15 protein-coding genes are annotated in these 17,424 nt (G+C 69.0%); 7 read left to right on the top strand and 8 right to left on the bottom strand.

What is annotated here, in order from left to right; translation table 11 throughout:
• The first annotated feature begins 30 nt into the window (after positions 1-30).
• The 3 genes from secD to ALIDE2_RS22670 are packed head-to-tail and all read left to right on the top strand — an operon-like array spanning position 31 to position 5,242.
• A complete protein-coding gene (gene secD / locus ALIDE2_RS22680) occupies positions 31-1,926 on the top strand; it encodes a protein translocase subunit SecD (protein WP_013520974.1) in 1,896 nt (631 codons plus the stop codon).
• A gap of 11 nt (positions 1,927-1,937) precedes the next feature.
• Complete coding sequence (gene secF / locus ALIDE2_RS22675; protein ID WP_013520973.1) at positions 1,938-2,891, top strand: protein translocase subunit SecF; 954 nt, start codon at positions 1,938-1,940, stop codon at positions 2,889-2,891.
• A gap of 56 nt (positions 2,892-2,947) precedes the next feature.
• Entirely contained in the window at positions 2,948-5,242 is a 2,295-nt protein-coding gene (locus tag ALIDE2_RS22670; RefSeq protein WP_013723235.1) for a DUF1631 family protein, read from the top strand.
• A gap of 55 nt (positions 5,243-5,297) precedes the next feature.
• On the opposite strand, the gene recX is transcribed toward ALIDE2_RS22670, so the two are convergent.
• Both recX and recA read right to left on the bottom strand, forming a co-directional pair.
• Complete coding sequence (recX, locus tag ALIDE2_RS22665) at positions 5,298-5,756, bottom strand: recombination regulator RecX (RefSeq protein WP_013520971.1); 459 nt, start codon at positions 5,754-5,756, stop codon at positions 5,298-5,300.
• A gap of 80 nt (positions 5,757-5,836) precedes the next feature.
• Positions 5,837-6,946, bottom strand: a complete 1,110-nt coding sequence (gene recA, locus ALIDE2_RS22660) for a recombinase RecA (protein WP_013520970.1) — start codon at positions 6,944-6,946, stop codon at positions 5,837-5,839.
• A gap of 146 nt (positions 6,947-7,092) precedes the next feature.
• Between recA and ALIDE2_RS22655 the strand changes: the two genes are divergently transcribed.
• On the top strand, positions 7,093-7,572 hold the full coding sequence (locus ALIDE2_RS22655; protein WP_013520969.1) for a MarR family winged helix-turn-helix transcriptional regulator: 480 nt from the start codon (positions 7,093-7,095) through the stop codon (positions 7,570-7,572).
• On the opposite strand, the gene ALIDE2_RS22650 is transcribed toward ALIDE2_RS22655, so the two are convergent.
• Positions 7,557-8,069, bottom strand: coding sequence for a winged helix-turn-helix transcriptional regulator (locus tag ALIDE2_RS22650; protein ID WP_013520968.1), 513 nt, complete (start codon positions 8,067-8,069; stop codon positions 7,557-7,559). The two genes, ALIDE2_RS22655 and ALIDE2_RS22650, sit on opposite strands and share 16 nt — an antisense overlap.
• 126 nt (positions 8,070-8,195) lie before the next feature.
• Between ALIDE2_RS22650 and ALIDE2_RS22645 the strand changes: the two genes are divergently transcribed.
• Together ALIDE2_RS22645 and alr are read left to right on the top strand one after the other, a co-directional pair.
• Positions 8,196-9,506: a D-amino acid dehydrogenase gene (locus ALIDE2_RS22645; protein WP_013520967.1), complete on the top strand. Its 1,311-nt coding sequence runs from the start codon at positions 8,196-8,198 to the stop codon at positions 9,504-9,506.
• Positions 9,503-10,579, top strand: a complete 1,077-nt coding sequence (alr, locus tag ALIDE2_RS22640; protein WP_013520966.1) for an alanine racemase — start codon at positions 9,503-9,505, stop codon at positions 10,577-10,579. The genes ALIDE2_RS22645 and alr overlap by 4 nt, the downstream gene beginning before the upstream one ends.
• 138 nt (positions 10,580-10,717) lie before the next feature.
• Here the strand turns inward: alr and ALIDE2_RS22635 are convergent, their stop codons facing one another.
• From ALIDE2_RS22635 to ALIDE2_RS22615, 5 genes are all read right to left on the bottom strand, one after another.
• Complete coding sequence (locus tag ALIDE2_RS22635; RefSeq protein ID WP_013723234.1) at positions 10,718-12,106, bottom strand: FAD-dependent oxidoreductase; 1,389 nt, start codon at positions 12,104-12,106, stop codon at positions 10,718-10,720.
• 99 nt (positions 12,107-12,205) lie between these two features.
• A complete protein-coding gene (locus ALIDE2_RS22630; RefSeq protein ID WP_013723233.1) occupies positions 12,206-12,745 on the bottom strand; it encodes a phosphonate degradation HD-domain oxygenase in 540 nt (179 codons plus the stop codon).
• Positions 12,746-12,750: 5 nt separating this feature from the next.
• Positions 12,751-14,199 (bottom strand): phosphonoacetaldehyde dehydrogenase, encoded by a 1,449-nt coding sequence (gene phnY, locus ALIDE2_RS22625; RefSeq protein ID WP_013723232.1) that lies wholly within the window; start codon positions 14,197-14,199, stop codon positions 12,751-12,753.
• Between the two features lie 34 nt (positions 14,200-14,233).
• Positions 14,234-15,469: a phosphonoacetate hydrolase gene (gene phnA / locus ALIDE2_RS22620; protein WP_013723231.1), complete on the bottom strand. Its 1,236-nt coding sequence runs from the start codon at positions 15,467-15,469 to the stop codon at positions 14,234-14,236.
• A 1-nt stretch (position 15,470) separates the two neighbouring features.
• Positions 15,471-16,199, bottom strand: a complete 729-nt coding sequence (locus ALIDE2_RS22615; RefSeq protein WP_013520961.1) for a phosphonate utilization associated transcriptional regulator — start codon at positions 16,197-16,199, stop codon at positions 15,471-15,473.
• A gap of 142 nt (positions 16,200-16,341) precedes the next feature.
• On the opposite strand from ALIDE2_RS22615, the gene ALIDE2_RS22610 reads away from it, so the two are divergent.
• On the top strand, positions 16,342-17,379 hold the full coding sequence (locus ALIDE2_RS22610) for a putative 2-aminoethylphosphonate ABC transporter substrate-binding protein (RefSeq protein ID WP_013520960.1): 1,038 nt from the start codon (positions 16,342-16,344) through the stop codon (positions 17,377-17,379).
• Positions 17,380-17,424: the final 45 nt, after the last annotated feature.

Raw genomic sequence — 17,424 nt, 5'->3', positions numbered from 1 at the left:
CTGCCTCCCGGGTATTGAAGAAACGCGATCATGAACCGTTACCCGGTCTGGAAGTACGCGATCCTGGTGATCGCGTTGCTCATAGGGGCCTTGTACACCCTGCCCAATTTCTTCGGCGAGGCGCCTGCCGTGCAGGTGTCCTCGGCCAAGGCCACGATCAAGGTCGATGGCGCGCTGCAGCGGCGCGTCGAGGAGGTGCTCCAGTCGGCCGGGGTGAGCCCGGACTCGGTGGTGTTCGACGGCCACTCGGTGCGCGCGCGCTTCGATACACCGGACAATCAGCTCAAGGCCAAGGACGCGATCGAGAAGGCGCTGGTCCCCGACCCGTCCGACCCGCCCTACATCGTCGCGCTTAACCTCGTGTCGCGCTCGCCCGACTGGCTGACCGCGATCAACGCACGCCCCATGTACCTGGGGCTGGACCTGCGCGGCGGCGTGCACTTCATGCTGCAGGTGGACATGCAGGCGGCCATCACCAAGAAGGCTGAGTCCTATGCCGGCGACCTGCGTACCGCCCTGCGCGAGAAGAACATCCGCCACGGTGGCATCAGCCGCGACGGCCAGGCCGTGGACATCCGCGTGCGCGACGAGGCCACGGCCACGGCGGCGCGCAACCTGGTCGCCGACCAGTTCCCCGACCTCGTGGTCGCGAGCAGCCCCGATGGCGAGGGCCTGAGGCTGCGCGCCACGATCAAGCCCGAGGCCCTGCGCAAGGTGCAGGAGCAGGCGCTCAAGCAGAACATGGTCACGCTGCACAACCGCATCAACGAGCTCGGCGTGGCCGAGCCCGTGATCCAGCAGCAGGGGCTGGACCGCATCGTCGTGCAGCTGCCCGGCGTGCAGGACACGGCCAAGGCCAAGGACATCCTGGGCCGCACCGCCACGCTGGAGGTGCGCATGGTGGACGAGGGCACCGAGGCACGCGCCGCCGAGATGGGCACCGGCCCCGTGCCCTTCGGCGACGAGAAATACCTGGACCGCAACGGCCAGGCCGTGATCGTCAAGAAGCAGGTCATCCTCACGGGCGAGAACCTGACCGACGCCCAGCCCGGCTTCGACGGCCAGACCCAGGAGCCCACCGTGAACCTCACGCTGGACGCCAAGGGCTCGCGCATCTTCAAGGACGTGACGCGCGAGAACATCGGCAAGCGCATGGCCATCGTGCTGTTCGAGAAGGGCAAGGGCGAGGTCGTCACGGCCCCGGTGATCCGCAGCGAGATCGGCGGCGGGCGCGTGCAGATCTCGGGCCGCATGACCACCACCGAGGCCAACGACACGGCCCTGCTGCTGCGCGCCGGGTCGCTCGCCGCGCCCATGGAGATCATCGAGGAATACACCATCGGCCCGAGCCTGGGCGCGGACAACATCGCGCGCGGCATCCACAGCGTGGTCTGGGGCATGGCGGCGATCGCGGCCTTCATGTGCGTGTACTACGTGCTGTTCGGCGTGTTCTCCACCATCGCGCTCTCGGTGAACGTGCTGATGCTCATCGCCGTGCTGTCCATGCTGCAGGCCACGCTCACGCTGCCAGGCATCGCCGCCATGGCGCTGGCGCTGGGCGTGGCGATCGACTCCAACGTGCTGATCAACGAACGCATCCGCGAGGAACTGCGCGCGGGCGTGGCGCCGCAGGCGGCGATCGCCGCGGGCTACGAGCGCGCCTGGGCCACCATCCTGGACTCCAACGTCACCACGCTGATCGCGGGCCTGGCGCTGCTGGCCTTCGGCACGGGGCCGGTGCGCGGCTTCGCCGTGGTGCACTGCATCGGCATCCTGACCAGCATGTTCTCGGCCGTGTTCTTCTCGCGCGGCCTGGTCAACCTCTGGTATGGCCGCAAGAAGAAGCTCAAGAGCGTGGCCATCGGCCAGGTGTGGAAGCCCGAGGACGCGAGCGAGCTGCGCTCCGTGGCTGGCCGTAGTAACTAGGAGGAAAAATCATGGAATTTTTCCGCATCAAAAAAGACATCCCGTTCATGAAGTACGCGTTGGTGCTCAACGCGGTGTCCTTCATCACCTTCGCCCTGGCGGTATTCTTCCTGGTCACGCGCGGCCTGCACCTGTCGGTGGAGTTCACCGGCGGCACCGTCATGGAGGTGGCCTACGCGCAGACCGCCGACATCGGCAAGGTGCGCGACAAGGTGGCGGCGCTGGGCTATCCCGACGTGGTGGTGCAGAACTTCGGCACCTCGCGCGACGTGATGATCCGCCTGCCCGTGCAGAAGGGCGTGACCTCGGCCCAGCAGAGCGAGCAGGTGCTGGCCGCGCTCAAGAGCGAGGATCCGGGCGTCACGCTGCGGCGCACCGAGTTCGTCGGCCCGCAGGTCGGCGAGGAACTGGTGCACGGCGGCCTCATGGCGCTGGGCATGGTGGTGCTGGGCATCGTGATCTACCTGGCCCTGCGCTTCGAGTGGAAGTTCGGCGTCGCGGCCATCATCGCCAACCTGCACGACGTGGTCATCATCCTGGGCTTCTTCGCGTTCTTCCAGTGGGAGTTCTCGCTCTCGGTGCTCGCGGGCGTGCTGGCGGTGCTGGGCTACTCGGTCAACGAGTCGGTCGTGATCTTCGACCGGATCCGCGAGGCCTTCCGCAAGTTCCGCAAGCTCAATACGCACGAGGTGATCGACCACGCCATCACCTCGACGATGAGCCGCACCATCATCACCCACGCCTCGACCGAGGCCATGGTGCTCTCGATGTTCTTCTTCGGCGGCCCCAGCCTGCACTACTTCGCGCTGGCGCTGACCATCGGCATCCTATTCGGCATCTATTCCTCGGTGTTCGTGGCCGCGGCCATCGCCATGTGGCTGGGCGTCAAGCGCGAGGATCTGGTCAAGGCCTCCGCGCGCAAGGAGGAAGACCCCAACGACCCCAACTCGGGAGCCGTTGTGTGATCTGACGCCCGCCGTCCGGGTGGATGCATATGCGCTACCGCTAATATCGGAGGTCTATGGACATCTCACCGCCCTCCACCGCCCACCGGCGCCTGGCCCAGCTGGCCCGTCAACGCTTCGTGGATGGGCTGTGCGCCGGCCTGCCGGCGCTGGACAAGAAGCTCCTCGATTTCCTGACCGAGCTCATGGGCCGCACGGGCACGGTGCGCGACATGCAGCTGCGACGCGACGCCTGGATGGGCTACCAGACCCGCCACAAGGCCTGGGTGGAGCTCATGGTGCGCGGCTGGCGCGGGGGCCTGGCGCAGCAGAGCGCCCCCGGGCGGACGGCGGCCATGCCCATGTCCGACGGGCTGGCGCTGGTCGGCGACGACGAGGTCGAGAACAGGATCCTGGCCTCGCGCATGGCGCTCACCGTGGCCGAGCAGGTGGGCGCGCCCTTCGATGCCGTGCGCCAGCGCACCCAGCACCTGGAGGGCCGCGAGCTCGCCAGCAGCGACATCCTGCGCCCCGAGGCCCAGTGCCTGCGGCTCGTGGAGCAATGGCTGGAGGCCGGCCTCAAGCGCGACGACCTGCAGCTGGTGCTCGACCCCCTGCAGCGCGAGCTCGCCAACCTGGCGCTGGCGCAGTACCAGGCGCTGCTCAAGCTCTATGATGAGCAGGGCGTGGCCGTGCCGAACGACCTGCGCGCGCGCGTGCGCCGCAGCACGGCCACGGGGGTGAGCCGCGCCGGCGCGCTGGGCCCGGAATCGGGCGGCGCGGGCCTGGCGGCGCATTCGGCCGCGCAGGGGCTGCCGCCGCCGCACGTGACCCCCTTCCCGCACACGGTGGCGGCAGCCGCCGGATCGGGCAGCCCCCTGGTGCGGGCGCGCCAGCGCGCCCAGGGCGTGCTGATGCAGCTGCGCCGCCTGCTGACCCAGCCCGTCGTGGCGTACGACATGGTGCAGCCGCAGCCCGCATCCGCGGCGCTGGTGCACGCGCTGTCGGCCGAGCGCGTGGAGGCCGACCTCTACTACAGCGGCATGGCCACCCTGGTGGAGGACTACAGCCCGCAGGCGGTGGTGCATGTCACCAACGTGGTGCGCGAGCGCGCGGCCGAGTTCAAGAAGAAGGCCAGCACGGCCGGCGAGAAGGCCATCATCGAGGTGGTGGCGCTGATGTTCCAGAGCATCCTGAGCGAAGACCGCATCCCGCCCGCGGTGCGCGTGTGGTTCGCGCGCCTGCAGGTGCCGGTGCTGCGCGTGGCCCTGGCCGAGCCCGAGTTCTTCAGCAACCTCACCCACCCCGCGCGCCAGCTGATCGACCGCATGGGCAGCTGCGTGCTGGGCTTCGACGCCAGCGCCATCAGCGGCACGGCGCTGGAGGCGGAGATCCGCCGCATCGTGCAGGTCATCGAGCAGTATCCCGAGACCGGCAAGCGCGTGTTCGAGCTGGTGCACGGGGAGTTCGAGAAATTCCTCGCCCGCTTCCTGACCGAGCGCCAGGCCACTTCGCGCATCGTCAGCGTGGCCCAGCAGGTGGAGCAGCGCGAGACGCTGGCGATCCAGTACACCATCGAACTGCGCGCCCTGCTCAAGGACATGCCGGTGCGCGACGAGATCCGCGACTTCCTGTTCAAGACCTGGGCCGAGGTGCTGGCCGTTTCGGCCGTGCGCGACGGCCCGCAGCACGCCGACACGGCCGCCTACAAGCGCGCCGCGGCCGACCTGGTATGGGCCGCCAGCGCCAAGCCGCACCGCGCCGAGCGCGCCAAGGTCATCCAGCAGCTGCCCGCGCTGCTGCAATGCCTGCGCCAGGGGCTGGCGCTGATCGGCGTGACGGGGGCGCAGCAGGACGCGCAGATCAAGCTGCTGACCGACACGCTGGCCGATGCCTTCCTGTCCAAGACGGCGTCCATTTCGCAGGAGCACATCGACGCCATGGTCAAGCGCCTGGCCAACCTGGAAGACTTCATCAGCGACGAGACGCTGGGCGACATGCCGCTGAGCGCGGACAACATCGAGCTGCTGCTGGGCATAGACGCCTCGTCCATCCACGTCATTGCCGACAACGGCGCGCCCGTGCAGGAGGACATGGTCGCCTGGGCGCAGCAGCTGCCGCTGGGCGTCTGGTTCACGCTTGACCACAACGGCGCATCGGCCCAGGTCCAGTACGTGTGGCACAGCCAGCGCAAGCAGCTGCACCTGTTCGCGGCCATGGATGGCAGCAGCTACCTGGTGCAGCTCAAGCGCCTGGGGGCCTACCTGCAGGCGGGCCTGCTGACGGCGCAGGAGGAGGAAAGCCTCACGCTGCGCGCCACGCGTGATGCGCTCACCAAGATCGACGCCAATCCCGAGCGCCTGTTCGAGTAATTGCTATTGAAAGTGGAGCTGCTTGCGCTTGTCTGGCAAGCGCTGGATGCCGTTTTTATTCATCATCCTCGCCGCCTTGCACCACGCGGCGCACCACGTCGGCGGCAAAGCCGCGCGCGGCCAGGAAGCGGATCTGGCGCGCGCGCTCCTGCGGCGTCGCGGCGGCGGGCGCGCCGCCATAGCGCTGGCGCCACACGGCGCGCGCGCGTTCCAGCTCGGTGCCGGCCAGCTGCGCGGCGGTAGCGCGCACGAGGTCTTCGTCCAGGCCCTTGCGGCGCAGCTCCTGCGCCACGCGCTGGGCGCCCAAGCGCGCGGCGCGGCGGTGCACCACGGACTCGGCCACGCGGGCGGCGTCGATGAAGCCCCGGGCCTGCAACTCGTCGAGCAGCGCGGCGAGATCCTCGCCCTCTTGCACGTGGCGCGCCAGCTTGGCCTGCAGCTCGCTGCGCGAATGCTCGCGCTGCGCCAGCAGGCGCAGCGCGCGGGCCTTGAGCGAGAGCCTGGCGAATCCCATGAGTGCTCTATGAAAAATAGCTGCTGGCGCTTGATGGACAGGCGTCAGAGGCCATTTCTGCCGCAAACGCCGGGTGCCGTTCAGGCCTCGGCGCCGGCGGCCTTTTCGCTCTTCTTGCCGCGCGCGGGCTTGTCCTCGGGCGCCTGGGCCGCGGTGGCGCCGGGCAGCAGGGCGATGCCCAGGCCCTCGCGCACCTTGTTCTCGATCTCGCGCGCCAGGTCGGGGTTCTCGCGCAGGAATTCGCGCGCGTTGTCGCGGCCCTGGCCGATCTTCTCGCCGTTGTAGGCGTACCAGGCGCCGCTTTTCTCCAGGATGCGCGCGTTCACGCCCATGTCGATGATCTCGCCCTCGCGCGAGATGCCCTCGCCGAACAGGATGTCGAACTCGGCCGTCTTGAACGGGGGCGAGACCTTGTTCTTGACCACCTTCACCTTGGTCTCGTTGCCGATGGCCTCGTCGCCCTTCTTGATGGTGCCGGTGCGGCGGATGTCCAGGCGCACCGAGGCGTAGAACTTCAGCGCGTTGCCGCCCGTCGTCGTCTCGGGGCTGCCGAACATGACGCCGATCTTCATGCGGATCTGGTTGATGAAGATGACCATGCAGTTGGTCTTCTTGATGGTGGCGGTGAGCTTGCGCAGCGCCTGGCTCATCAGGCGCGCCTGCAGGCCGGGCAGGGCGTCGCCCATCTCGCCCTCGATCTCGGCCTTCGGCACCAGGGCGGCGACCGAGTCCACCACGATCAGGTCCACCGCGCCCGAGCGCACCAGGCTGTCCACGATCTCCAGCGCCTGCTCGCCGGTGTCGGGCTGGCTGATCAGGATGTCGTTGATGTTGACGCCGAGCTTCTGCGCGTAGGCGGTGTCGAGCGCGTGCTCGGCGTCGATGAAGGCGCAGGTGCCGCCGAGCTTTTGCATCTCGGCGATGACCTGCAGCGTGAGCGTGGTCTTGCCCGAGGACTCGGGGCCGTAGATCTCGACCACGCGCCCGCGCGGCAGGCCGCCCACGCCCAGGGCGATGTCCAGGCCCAGCGAGCCGGTGGAGACGACCTGGATGTCCTCGATGGCCTCGCCCTCGCCCAGGCGCATGATGGTGCCCTTGCCGAACTGCTTCTCGATCTGGGCCAGCGCGGCCTGCAGGGCCTTGGCCTTTTCGCTGTTGGCGGCGGGGTTGGTCTTGGCGATGGTGTCCATGGGGGCTCCTTGCGGGAAATCAGGGTGGATCGTCGGGTTCTGCTGGCCCACTGTTTCGAACAACAGGCTGGATGTGTGAACAGTAGTTTATGGGCGTTGATGCGGTTCGCAAAGGATATATTGGTCAGTTTGGCTGACAATAGGGCATGGGCGAGACACCATCCTCCGACGACCGCTGGCGCCAGGCGCACCTGGGCCGCCTGCTGGGCCATGCCCTGCGGCGCTTCGACGCGCGCGTGCTGCAGCTCATGGCGCGCGACGTGCAGGTACCGCTGGCGCTGTCCAACCTGGCCGCGCGCGAGCAGGTGAGCGCCGCGCACGTCCACATCACGCGCCACCTCTCATTGAACGGCGACCGCCTGACCGACCTGGCCGAGCGCGCCGGCATGGCCAAGCAGTCCATGGCCAGCCTGGTGGACCAGTGCGAGGCCTGGGGCCTGGTCACGCGCGAGGCCGACCCGCACGATGCGCGCGCCCGGCTGGTGCGCTTCACGCCCACGGGGCTGGCGTGGCTGGAGGCCTTTCGCGGCGCGGTGGCGCAGGCCGAGGCCGAGTTCCGCGCCGAGGTGGGCAGCGAGGTGGCCACCGTCGTGGCCCTGGGGCTGGAGGCCTACGCCAACGGCTGACCGGAGCCCGCGCCCCGCGCACGCCCCCGGCCGCGATCGACCGGGACCACGAAGCTCTCCTTGACCTCTTCCATCACCACGTAGCTGTTGGACTGCGCCGGCACGGGCATCTGCTGCAGAATGGAGCCCAGCAGGTGCCGGTATTCGGACATGCCGGCCAGGCGCGCCTTGACCAGGTAGTCGAAGCTGCCCGAGATCAGGTGGCATTCCAGCACCTCGGGCATGTTCTGCAGCTCGTCGCGCACTTTCTTGAAGATCTGCTCGGACTTCTGCGCCAGGGTGATTTCCACGAAGACCAGCAGGTTCTTGCCCAGCGCCGCCGGGCTCACGCGCGCGTGGTAGCCCGTGATCACGCCCTGGGCCTCCAGGCGCTTGACGCGCTGCGAGCACGGCGACGTGGACAGGCCCACGCGCTCGCCCAGTTCGGTCATGGTCAGGCGTCCGTCCTGCTGCAGGAGGTCGAGGATGCGCAGGTCTATGGAGTCGAGCTCAGACATTGCTGCAGGAGAGGGAAGTTGACGATCGAAACAGCAAACATTGCTGTTTCGTGTGTTGATTTCAGCAAAAGATTAGCATGGAAATCCATAAAGTCACGCTCATTAACCGAACATTGGAGACTGAACGTGAAAGTCATCGTACTTGGCTCTGGCGTGGTGGGCGTGGCCACCGCTTACTACCTGGCCCGTGCGGGCGCCGACGTCACGGTCATCGACCGCCAGGACGGCCCGGCGCTCGACACCAGCTTCGCCAACGCGGGCCAGGTCTCGTTTGGCTACTCCACGCCCTGGGGCGCGCCCGGCATTCCCACGAAGGCCCTCAAGTGGATGTTCGAGAAGCACGCGCCGCTGTCCATCCGCCCCGACGGCAGCCTGTTCCAGCTGCGCTGGATGGCCCAGATGCTGCGCAACTGCTCGGCCGAGCGCTACGCGGTGAACAAGGAGCGCATGCTGCGCCTGTCCAACTACAGCCGCGAATGCCTGCAGGAGCTGCGCCGCGACACCGGCATCCAGTACGAAGGGCGCCAGGCCGGCACGCTGCAGCTGTTCCGCTCGCAGAAACAGGTCGATCAGGCCGGGCGCGACATCAGCGTGCTCAAGGAATGCGGCATCGCCTACGAGCTGCTCGATGCCAAGGGCGTCTGCCAGGCCGAGCCCGCGCTGGCGCAGGCCCGCGCCACGATCGCCGGCGGCCTGCGCCTGCCGCAGGACGAGACCGGCGACTGCTACCTGTTCACCAATGCCCTGGCCCGCATGGCGCAGGAGCTGGGCGTGAAGTTCCGCTTCGGCACCGGCGTGGATTGGCTGCTGTTCGACGGCCAGGGTGCCGTGGGCGGCGTGCAGCTGGCGACGCCGGACAAGGAGGTCGCCCGCGCCGACCGCTACGTGCTGGCCATGGGCAGCTATTCGCGCCAGCTGCTGCTGTCCGCCGGGCTGGACATCCCGGTCTACCCCGTCAAGGGCTACTCGCTCACGATACCGATCCAGGACGAGGCGCTGGCGCCCGTCTCCACGGTGCTCGACGAGACCTACAAGATCGCGCTCACGCGCTTCGACCAGCGCATCCGCGTGGGCGGCATGGCCGAGCTGGCCGGGTTCGACAGGACGCTGCGCCCACAGCGCCGCGCCACGCTGGAGATGGTCACACGCCAGCTGTTCCCCGGTGGCGACCTGGCGCGCGCCGAATTCTGGACCGGCCTGCGCCCCATGACGCCCGACAGCACGCCCATCGTGGGCCGCACGCCGCACAGGAACCTGTTCCTGAATACCGGCCACGGCACGCTGGGCTGGACCATGGCCTGCGGTTCGGGCCGGCTGCTGGCCGACATCGTCACCGGCCGCAAGACCGAGATCTCCACGCAGGGCCTGTCCGTGGACCGCTACCTGGGCAGCGCCCCGGCCCTGCATGCCCGGCCCGCGGCCGGCAAGGCGGCATGAGCCGCCCGGCCCGGGCGGATTTCGACCTGGCCGCGCTGCGCGCCAACTACGCCCACGCCAAGGCCGTGCACGGCGGCAAGGTGGCGGCCACGCTCAAGGCCAACGCCTATGGCCACGGGGCCGTGGAATGCGCCAGGGCCCTGGCCGGCCAGGCCGACGCCTTCGCCGTGGCCTTCGCGCAAGAGGCCATGGAGCTGCGCGAGGCCGGGCTGACCGAGCCCATCCTGGTACTCGAAGGTGCCTTCGGCATGGACGACGTGGCGCTGGCGCAGCGGCACGGGCTGTGGCTGGTGGTGCACCAGGAGGAGCAGTTGCGCATGCTCGAATCGCTGCAAGACCGTGGTGGTGGCGCCGGCGTCCATGCCTGGCTCAAGATCGACACGGGCATGCACCGCGCCGGCGTGGCGCCCGGGCAGGCCCGGGCCCTGTGGCAGCGGCTGGCCGCCTGCGACAAGGTGGCCGGCATCACGCTGATGACGCACCTGGCCTCGGCCGACGAGCCCGGCAACCCGATGACCGGGCGCCAGCTGGCCGTGTTCGCCGATGCCACGCAGGGCCTGCCCGGGCCGCGCAGCATCGCCAACTCGGCCGGCGTCCTGGGCTGGAAGGGTGCGCACCAGGACTGGGCGAGGCCCGGCATCATGCTCTACGGTGCCGACCCGCGCGGCATGCCCTCCGACGTGCTGCAGCCCGTGATGCGCCTCGCCAGCGAGGTGTTCGTGGAGCGCTGGCTCGCGCCGGGCGAGGCCCTGGGCTACGGCGGCAGCTTCGTCGCCGACCGGCCCACGCGCGTGGGGCTGGTGGCCATGGGCTATGCCGACGGCTACCCGCGCGTCGTGCCCTCGGGCACGCCGGTGGCGGTCGATGGCCGCCTGACCCGCATCATCGGGCGCGTGGCCATGGACATGCTCACTGTCGATCTGACCGACCTGCCCGGGGCAGGGCCGGGGGCGCAGGTCGAGCTGTGGGGAAGCCAGGTGAGCGTGAACCAGGTGGCTGCTGCTGCCGGGACCATTGCCTATGAGCTGCTGTGCAATGTCAAGCGGGTGCGGCGGGTTTACCTCCGCTCGTAGGGTTTGGCTTTTTCGGTGGTGCGGGGTGGTTGGATGCTGCTGGCCGGGGCGAGTCCCGGCCAGCGACATCTAAACCAACGACGAAGATTCAAGAAAGATAGCTGCAGGAGCAAGAAGGAAGGCAAAAGGTATCTCAACTCACCCCTTGTCCGCTTTCCCCGCCGCATTGGCAAACCGGCTGAGCTGCTTGTCCACCCACCAGGGCGCGCGCCCCAGGTCCTCGGCCGCTTCCTTGCGGCGGATGGCGTTGCGCACCACGATGGAGCCCAGGTAGCGCACCGGCTCGGGCGGGAACAGGCCCAGCGGCCCGCGCGTGAGCGGGCTGCGCGTCCAGGCGTTGTCTTCGCCGAGGACCAGCGACGACAGGATCTGCCCGCCCATGTAGGTCGGCCCCACGCCGTTGCCCGAGTAGCCGAAGCCGTAGAAGACATGGCCCGCGCCGTTCAGGCGGCCGAAGAAGGGGAAGCCGCTGACCGAGCGGTCCGACGGGCCGTTCCAGCTCGCCGTGACGGGCACGCCGCCGAGCGAGGGGAAGAAGTCGCGCAGCGCCCGCGTGAGCTGCGCCTCGTAGGGCGAGGGCTGGTCGAACACCGGCGCGATGCGCCCGCCGCGCGCGAAGGTGTTGCCGCCCTTGCCCAGCATCAGCCGCCCGTCCTCGGTGCTGCGGTAGTAGTAGACGAAGGTGCGCGAGTCGAGCACCGAGACGCCGTCGGCCAGCCCGGCGGCCTGCAGCAGCGCGGGGCAGCGCTCGGTGATGACCATGTCGCTGGAGACGATGGCGATGCTGCGCTCGAACTGCGGCAGGGCCTCGGCCATCCAGGCGTTCAGGGCCAGCACCAGCCTGCCGGCCGTCACGCTGCCGCTGGGGGTGTGCACGACGGCGGGCGGTCCGGCCTCGCAGCGCAGCATGGAGCTGCGTTCGTGGATGCGTATGCCCATGGCCAGCGCCACGCGGCGCAGGCCGCGCACCAGTTTGCCGGGCTGCACGGTGGCGGCGATGGGCGAGTACCAGCCCGCGATGTTGCGCGCCGAGCCGGAGCGCCGCGCCACCTCGGCGGGCGCGAGCGCGTGGTAGGAGTCGATGCCGTGGGCCTGCAGCGCCTGCACCACGGGCTCCATGGTGCCGACCTGCGCCGCCGCGGTGGCGGTGTAGAGCGTGCCGTCGCGCCGGAACTCGGCGTCTATGCCGTGCTCGCGCACGAAGTCGCCGATGGCGTCGACGGCGGCCTCGCTGGCGCGCACCAGGCGCAGCGCCTCGGCCTCGCCGAACAGGCGCCTGAGCGTGAGGAACTTGGCCGACCAGGTGAGCAGGCAGCCGCCGTTGCGTCCGCTGGCGCCCGCGCCGCACAGGTCGCGCTCCAGGATGACGATGTCGAGCTGCGGGTTGCGCTGCTTGGCCTGTATCGCCGTCCACAGGCCGGTGAAGCCGCCGCCGACGATGCAGACGTCGGCCCGCTGCGCGCCCTGCAGCGCCGGGGCCAGGTCGCCATCGCCCATCAGGGCCTGCTCAAGCCAGAAGGGTCGCATGTCCGGGTACTCCTGTTGCAATCGTTTTGATAGCTGGTGACGATTGATGGGTAAGCGCCAGAGGCCTTTTTCTTCATTTTTTTGTGCCGGGGTGGCGCATCAGGCGCTCGTGCAGTGGCGCAGGAAATGCGCCAGGCCGGGCGTGGCCGCGCCCTCCTGCTTGGCCGCGTCGTCCCAGCGGCGCAGGCGCAGCGCGTCCCGGGCGTAGGGCAGGGCCTCGAAGGCGCGCGCCTGGGCCTCGTCGAACGGCCCGCCCTGGAGCTGCAGGCTGCGCGCCGAATCGGGCGACAGGCCTTGCAGGTAGCCCGGCTCGCGCGTGCACAGGTAGCGCTTGGCGTCCACGTGCAGGCGGATCGGCGCCAGCGTGGCCTCGCCGAACAGGCCGCGCAGAAAGGGCAGGCAGCGGTACTGGTGCACGTCGTCCACGCCGGCGAGCGTGGGCGATCCCGGCAGGTCGTGCAGCAGGTGGCCCAGGTCGTGCAGCAGGGCGGCGGCGATGAGCGCGCTGCCCGCCCCGGCCTGCTCGGCCAGGTGGGCGGACTGCAGCGCGTGTTCGAGCTGGGTGACCGGCTCGCCGTCGTACTGCGCGTGGCCGCGGGTCTCGAACAGGTGCGCGATGTCGGCGAGGCTCAGGCTCATCGCGCTCACCAGGGCAGGGAGTAGGTCTTGGTGTTGCAGAAGCTCTTCATCGCCTCCTGCACGCCTTCCTTGTAGCCCAGGCCCGAGTCCTTGATGCCGCCGAAGGGCGTGAGCTCCAGGCGGTAGCCCGGCACCTCGCGCACGTTGACGCTGCCCACGTTGAGCTCGCGCACGAAGCGCGTGATGTAGTCCAGCCGGTTGGTGCACACCGAGGACGACAGGCCGTAGGCCGTGCCGTTGGAGATGCGGATGGCCTCGTCGATGTCCTTGAAGCGGATCACGGGCGAGACGGGGCCGAAGGTCTCGTGCTTCACCACGGTCATCTCGGGCCTGACCTGGTCGAGCACCGTGGGCGCGTACAGCGCGCCGCGGCGCACGTGGCCAGCGAGCAGCCTGGCGCCGCCGGCGATGGCCTCGTCCACCACCTGCTCGAAGTGCCTGGCGGCGGGCTCGTCGATCACCGTGCCCATGTCGGTGTGCGGGTCCATGGGGTCGCCGTACTTGAGGGCCTGGGTCTTGGCGACGAGCAGCTCGACGAACTGGTCGGCCACCTTCTCGTGCACCAGCATGCGCTTGACGGCCGTGCAGCGCTGGCCCGAGTTCTTGTACGAGCCGCTGGCGGCCAGCGTGGCGGCTTCCTCCACGTCGGCGTCCTCCATCACGATGATGGGGTCGTTGCCGCCCAGCTCCAGGATCTGGCGCTTGTAGACGGACTTGCCCGCGATGTACTTGCCGATGGCCACGCCGCCGGTGAAGGTGACCAGGTCGACGTCGGGGTGGGTGAGCATCTCGTCGGCGATCTCGCGCGGGTCGCCGGTGACGATGGACAGCATCTCGGGCGGCAGGCCGGCCTCGTACAGGATGTCGGCCAGCACGTAGGCCGACAGCGGCGTCTTCTCGCTGGGCTTGAGCACCATGCGGTTGTTGGTCGCCACGGCCGGCGCCACCTTGTGGATCACCTGGTTGAGCGGGTGGTTGAACGGCGTGATGGCGGTGATCACGCCCAGCAGCGGCTCCTTGGTCGTGTAGACCTTGCGGCTCTTGCCATGGTGCGTGAGGTCGCACGAGAACACCTGGCCGTCGTCCACCAGCGCCTGGTTGGCGGCGAACAGCAGCACGTCGGACGCGCGCCCCACCTCGTAGAGCGTGTCCTTGCGCGACAGGCCCGATTCGAGCGTGATCAGGCGCGAGATCTCGTCCAGGCGCGAGGCGATGATCTCGCCGGCGCGCATCAGGATCCGGTAGCGCTCGTAGCGCGTCAGCGTGGGCTTGTAGTCGCGCGCGATCCTGTACGCGCGGCGCACGTCCTCCAGCGTGGCCTTGGGCACGGTGGCGACGACCTCGCCCGTGTAGGGGTAGGTGACCTCGATCACCTCGTCGCGGTAGACCTTCTCGCCTGCGATGCGCAGGGCCTCGTGGCGGATCTCTGCGGGCTTGAGCTGCTGCACGGTCATGGGGCTTGTCTCCTTGGAATTCGTTCACGCCTTCTCAGGCGGCGGCGTGGTTCAGCGCCAGGTCCAGCGCGTCGAAGTTGCGCAGGCGCCGGCCGCTCGCGATGCCGCTGACCGGGCGGTTGCAGATCAGCGGCACGCGCTGCTCGGAGATGCCGCCGTGCGAGCGCAGCGGGGCGTCGAGCCCCGACAGGTCGTGCCGGCTCGCGCTGGTGCCGAGCACGGTGCTCTGCTCGCTCACCACCACGATGTCGCCGATGCGGTCGGGCGGCAGCTCGAAGCGCGCGGCGGCCTCGGCGCGCGTGAGCACGAGCTCGACGCCGGGCAGCGCGCGGATGCGCTCTATCCACTCGGCGGCCGCAGCCTCGTCGGGCGCGTAGACGGTGGCGTACGAACCCAGCGCGCCGTGGTGCACCACGTAGGGGTCGGTGATGGGCAGGATCACGCGCGCGCGCTCGGGGCCGTACCAGGCATCGAGCTGGTCCTGCAGGTAGATCACCTTGGGGCTGCCGTCGGCGCCGTGCTTGTCGTTCATGCCGTGGTCGGCCGTGAGCACGATGATGGCGCCGAGCCGGTCGAGCTGCGCGAGGTACTTGTCCATCATCGCGTAGAAGGCGTTGGCCGCGGGGCTTCCCGGCGCGGCCTTGTGCTGCACGTAGTCGGTGGTGGAGAGGTACATCAGGTCGGGGCGGTGCCGCTCCATGAGCTTGACGCCTGCGGCGAACACGAACTCCGACAGCTCGGCGCTGTACACCGAGGGCACGGGCATGCCCACCATGTCGAGCACGCCGGTGATGCCGTTCTCCTCCTGCGTCACCTGGTCGGCCTTCTCCGACGAGAAGCAGATGCCCTTCATGTGGTTGCCCAGGAGCTTGCGCAGCTTGTCCTTGGCCGTGACCACGGCCACCTTGGCGCCGGCGTCGGCGAAGGCGGCCAGCACGGTGCCGGCGCGCAGGTACTTGGGGTCGTTCATCATGACTTCCTCGCCCAGCTCGCGGTCGAAGAAGTAGTTGCCGCAGATGCCGTGCACGGCCGGCGGCGCGCCCGTGACGATGGACAGGTTGTTGGGGTTGGTGAACGAGGGCACGACGCAGTCGGCCAGCAGGTCCGCCCCTTCGGCGCGCATGCGCGCCAGGCAGGGCGCCACGCCAGCGGCGATGGCGGCGTCCAGGTAGGCGGGTTCGCACCCGTCCACGCACACGACCACCACGGGGCGCTGCATCCAGCGGTAGCGGCGGCTGTTCACTTCGATGGTTTGCGGGGTCGTCGTCATGTCAGGCTTCCTTGGTTGATGAAAGGGCGGATGAAGAAGAGGGCGCGGCCGGCTCCCGGCCCAGCGCCTTGTGCATGCGGGCGCGGCTGTCGGCCACGTGGCGGCGCAGCGCCGTGCCGGCGCGCTGCGGGTCGCGCGAGGCGATGGCGTTGACGATCTCGCCGTGCTCGTCGGCCGACACGCTCAGGCCGCCGCCGCCGCCCAGGGCGCGCATGCGGAACAGCGACAGCTCCTTGATCAGGCGCTGGTAGGTCTCGGTGAGCTTGGCGCTGCCGGCGGTCTCCAGCAGGATGTCGTGGAACTGCAGGTTCAGCTGCGCGTACTGCTCCAGCTCCCGCGCATCGGCCGCGGCGTGCATGGCGTCCACCATGGCCTTGAGGCGCTCTATGCCGTCGTTCGTGATGGCCAGGGCCACGCGCCGGCCGATGATTTCCTCCATGGCCTCGCGCAGCTCGTAGATCTCGTCGGCCTCCTCGAACGAGATCTCGCGCACGAACATGCCGCGGTTCTTCTCGGTGCGCACCAGGCCGGCCTCCTCCAGCGCGCGCAGCGCCTCGCGGATGGGGCCGCGGCTGGTGTTGAAGCGCTGGGACAGCTCGCTCTCGTTGATGCGGCTGCCCACGGGCAGGGCGCCGGTCATGATCAGCCGCTCGATCTCCTCCTGCACCAGCATGGGCAGGGAGCTCGACTGCAGGAAGGCCAGGGCGGAAGGGGGTTGTTTGGTGTCCATGGGGTGGATTCTTTCGTGGCCGCTGAAAACTGTCAACAGTTTTCTATTGACAGTGATCAGTTTGCAATCTACATTGCATTCCACCGACGCCGGCAATGGCGCCGGAACCGGCCCCCGAGAGCCCCACTACAGGAGACACAAGATGGACAACGAGACGACGACCCGTCGCATTCCCATGGCCCTGTGCGCCGCCGCACTGGGATTGGCGGCCGGCATGGCCCATGCCCAGCGTACGCCGCTGCTGGTCTACACGGCGCTGGAGACCGACTCCATGAAGGCCTACAAGACGGCCTTCGAGAAGGCCAACCCCGACATCGAGATCAAGTGGGTGCGCGACTCCACAGGCATCATCACGGCCAAGCTGATGGCCGAGAAGGCCAACCCCCAGGCCGACGTGGTGGCCGGCGTGGCCGCCAGCAGCCTGGCGCTGCTGGACCAGGAGGGCATGCTCCAGCCCTACCAGCCCAAGGGCTTCGAGGCGCTGACCCGGACTTACTCGGACTCCAAGAACCCGCCCGCCTGGGTGGGCATGGACGTGTGGGCCGCCGCCATCTGCTTCAACACCGTGGAGGCCAAGAAGCGCGGCCTGCCCAAGCCCGAGACCTGGAAGGACCTGGCCAAGCCCATCTACAAGGGCGCCATCGTCATGCCGCACCCGGCATCGAGCGGCACGGGCTTCCTGGACGTGTCGGCCTGGCTGCAGATGTGGGGCGAGCAGGACGGCTGGAAGTACATGGACGCGCTGCACGAGAACATCGCGCAGTACCAGCACTCGGGCTCCAAGCCCTGCAAGGCCGCGGGCACGGGCGAGTTCCCCATCGGCATCTCGTTCGAGTTCCGCGCCTACCAGGTGGTCAAGTCGGGCGCGCCGGTGGAGCTGGTCTTCCCCAAGGAGGGGCTGGGCTGGGACATCGAGGCCACGGCCATCATGAAGACCACCAAGAAGCCGGAGCAGGCCAAGCGCCTGGCCGACTGGTTCGCGTCCAAGGAGGCCAACCAGATCACCTCCAACTGGTGGGCCGTGGTGGCCTACCCCGGCGTGGCGCAGAAGCTCAAGGGCATCCCGGACAACTATGAGCAGCTGCTCGTCAAGAACGACCTGAACTGGGCCGCCAAGAACCGCGAGCGCATCCTGGCCGAGTGGGGCAAGCGCTACGAAGGCAAGTCCGAGGCCAAGTAGACCGGCCCTCAGTGCAGCGCGCCCTGCGGGCCTGCGCCCGCGGGG

This window comes from Alicycliphilus denitrificans K601 (genome assembly GCF_000204645.1).
Taxonomy (GTDB): domain Bacteria; phylum Pseudomonadota; class Gammaproteobacteria; order Burkholderiales; family Burkholderiaceae_C; genus Alicycliphilus; species Alicycliphilus denitrificans.
This window is presented reverse-complemented; position numbering and strand designations above follow the sequence as displayed.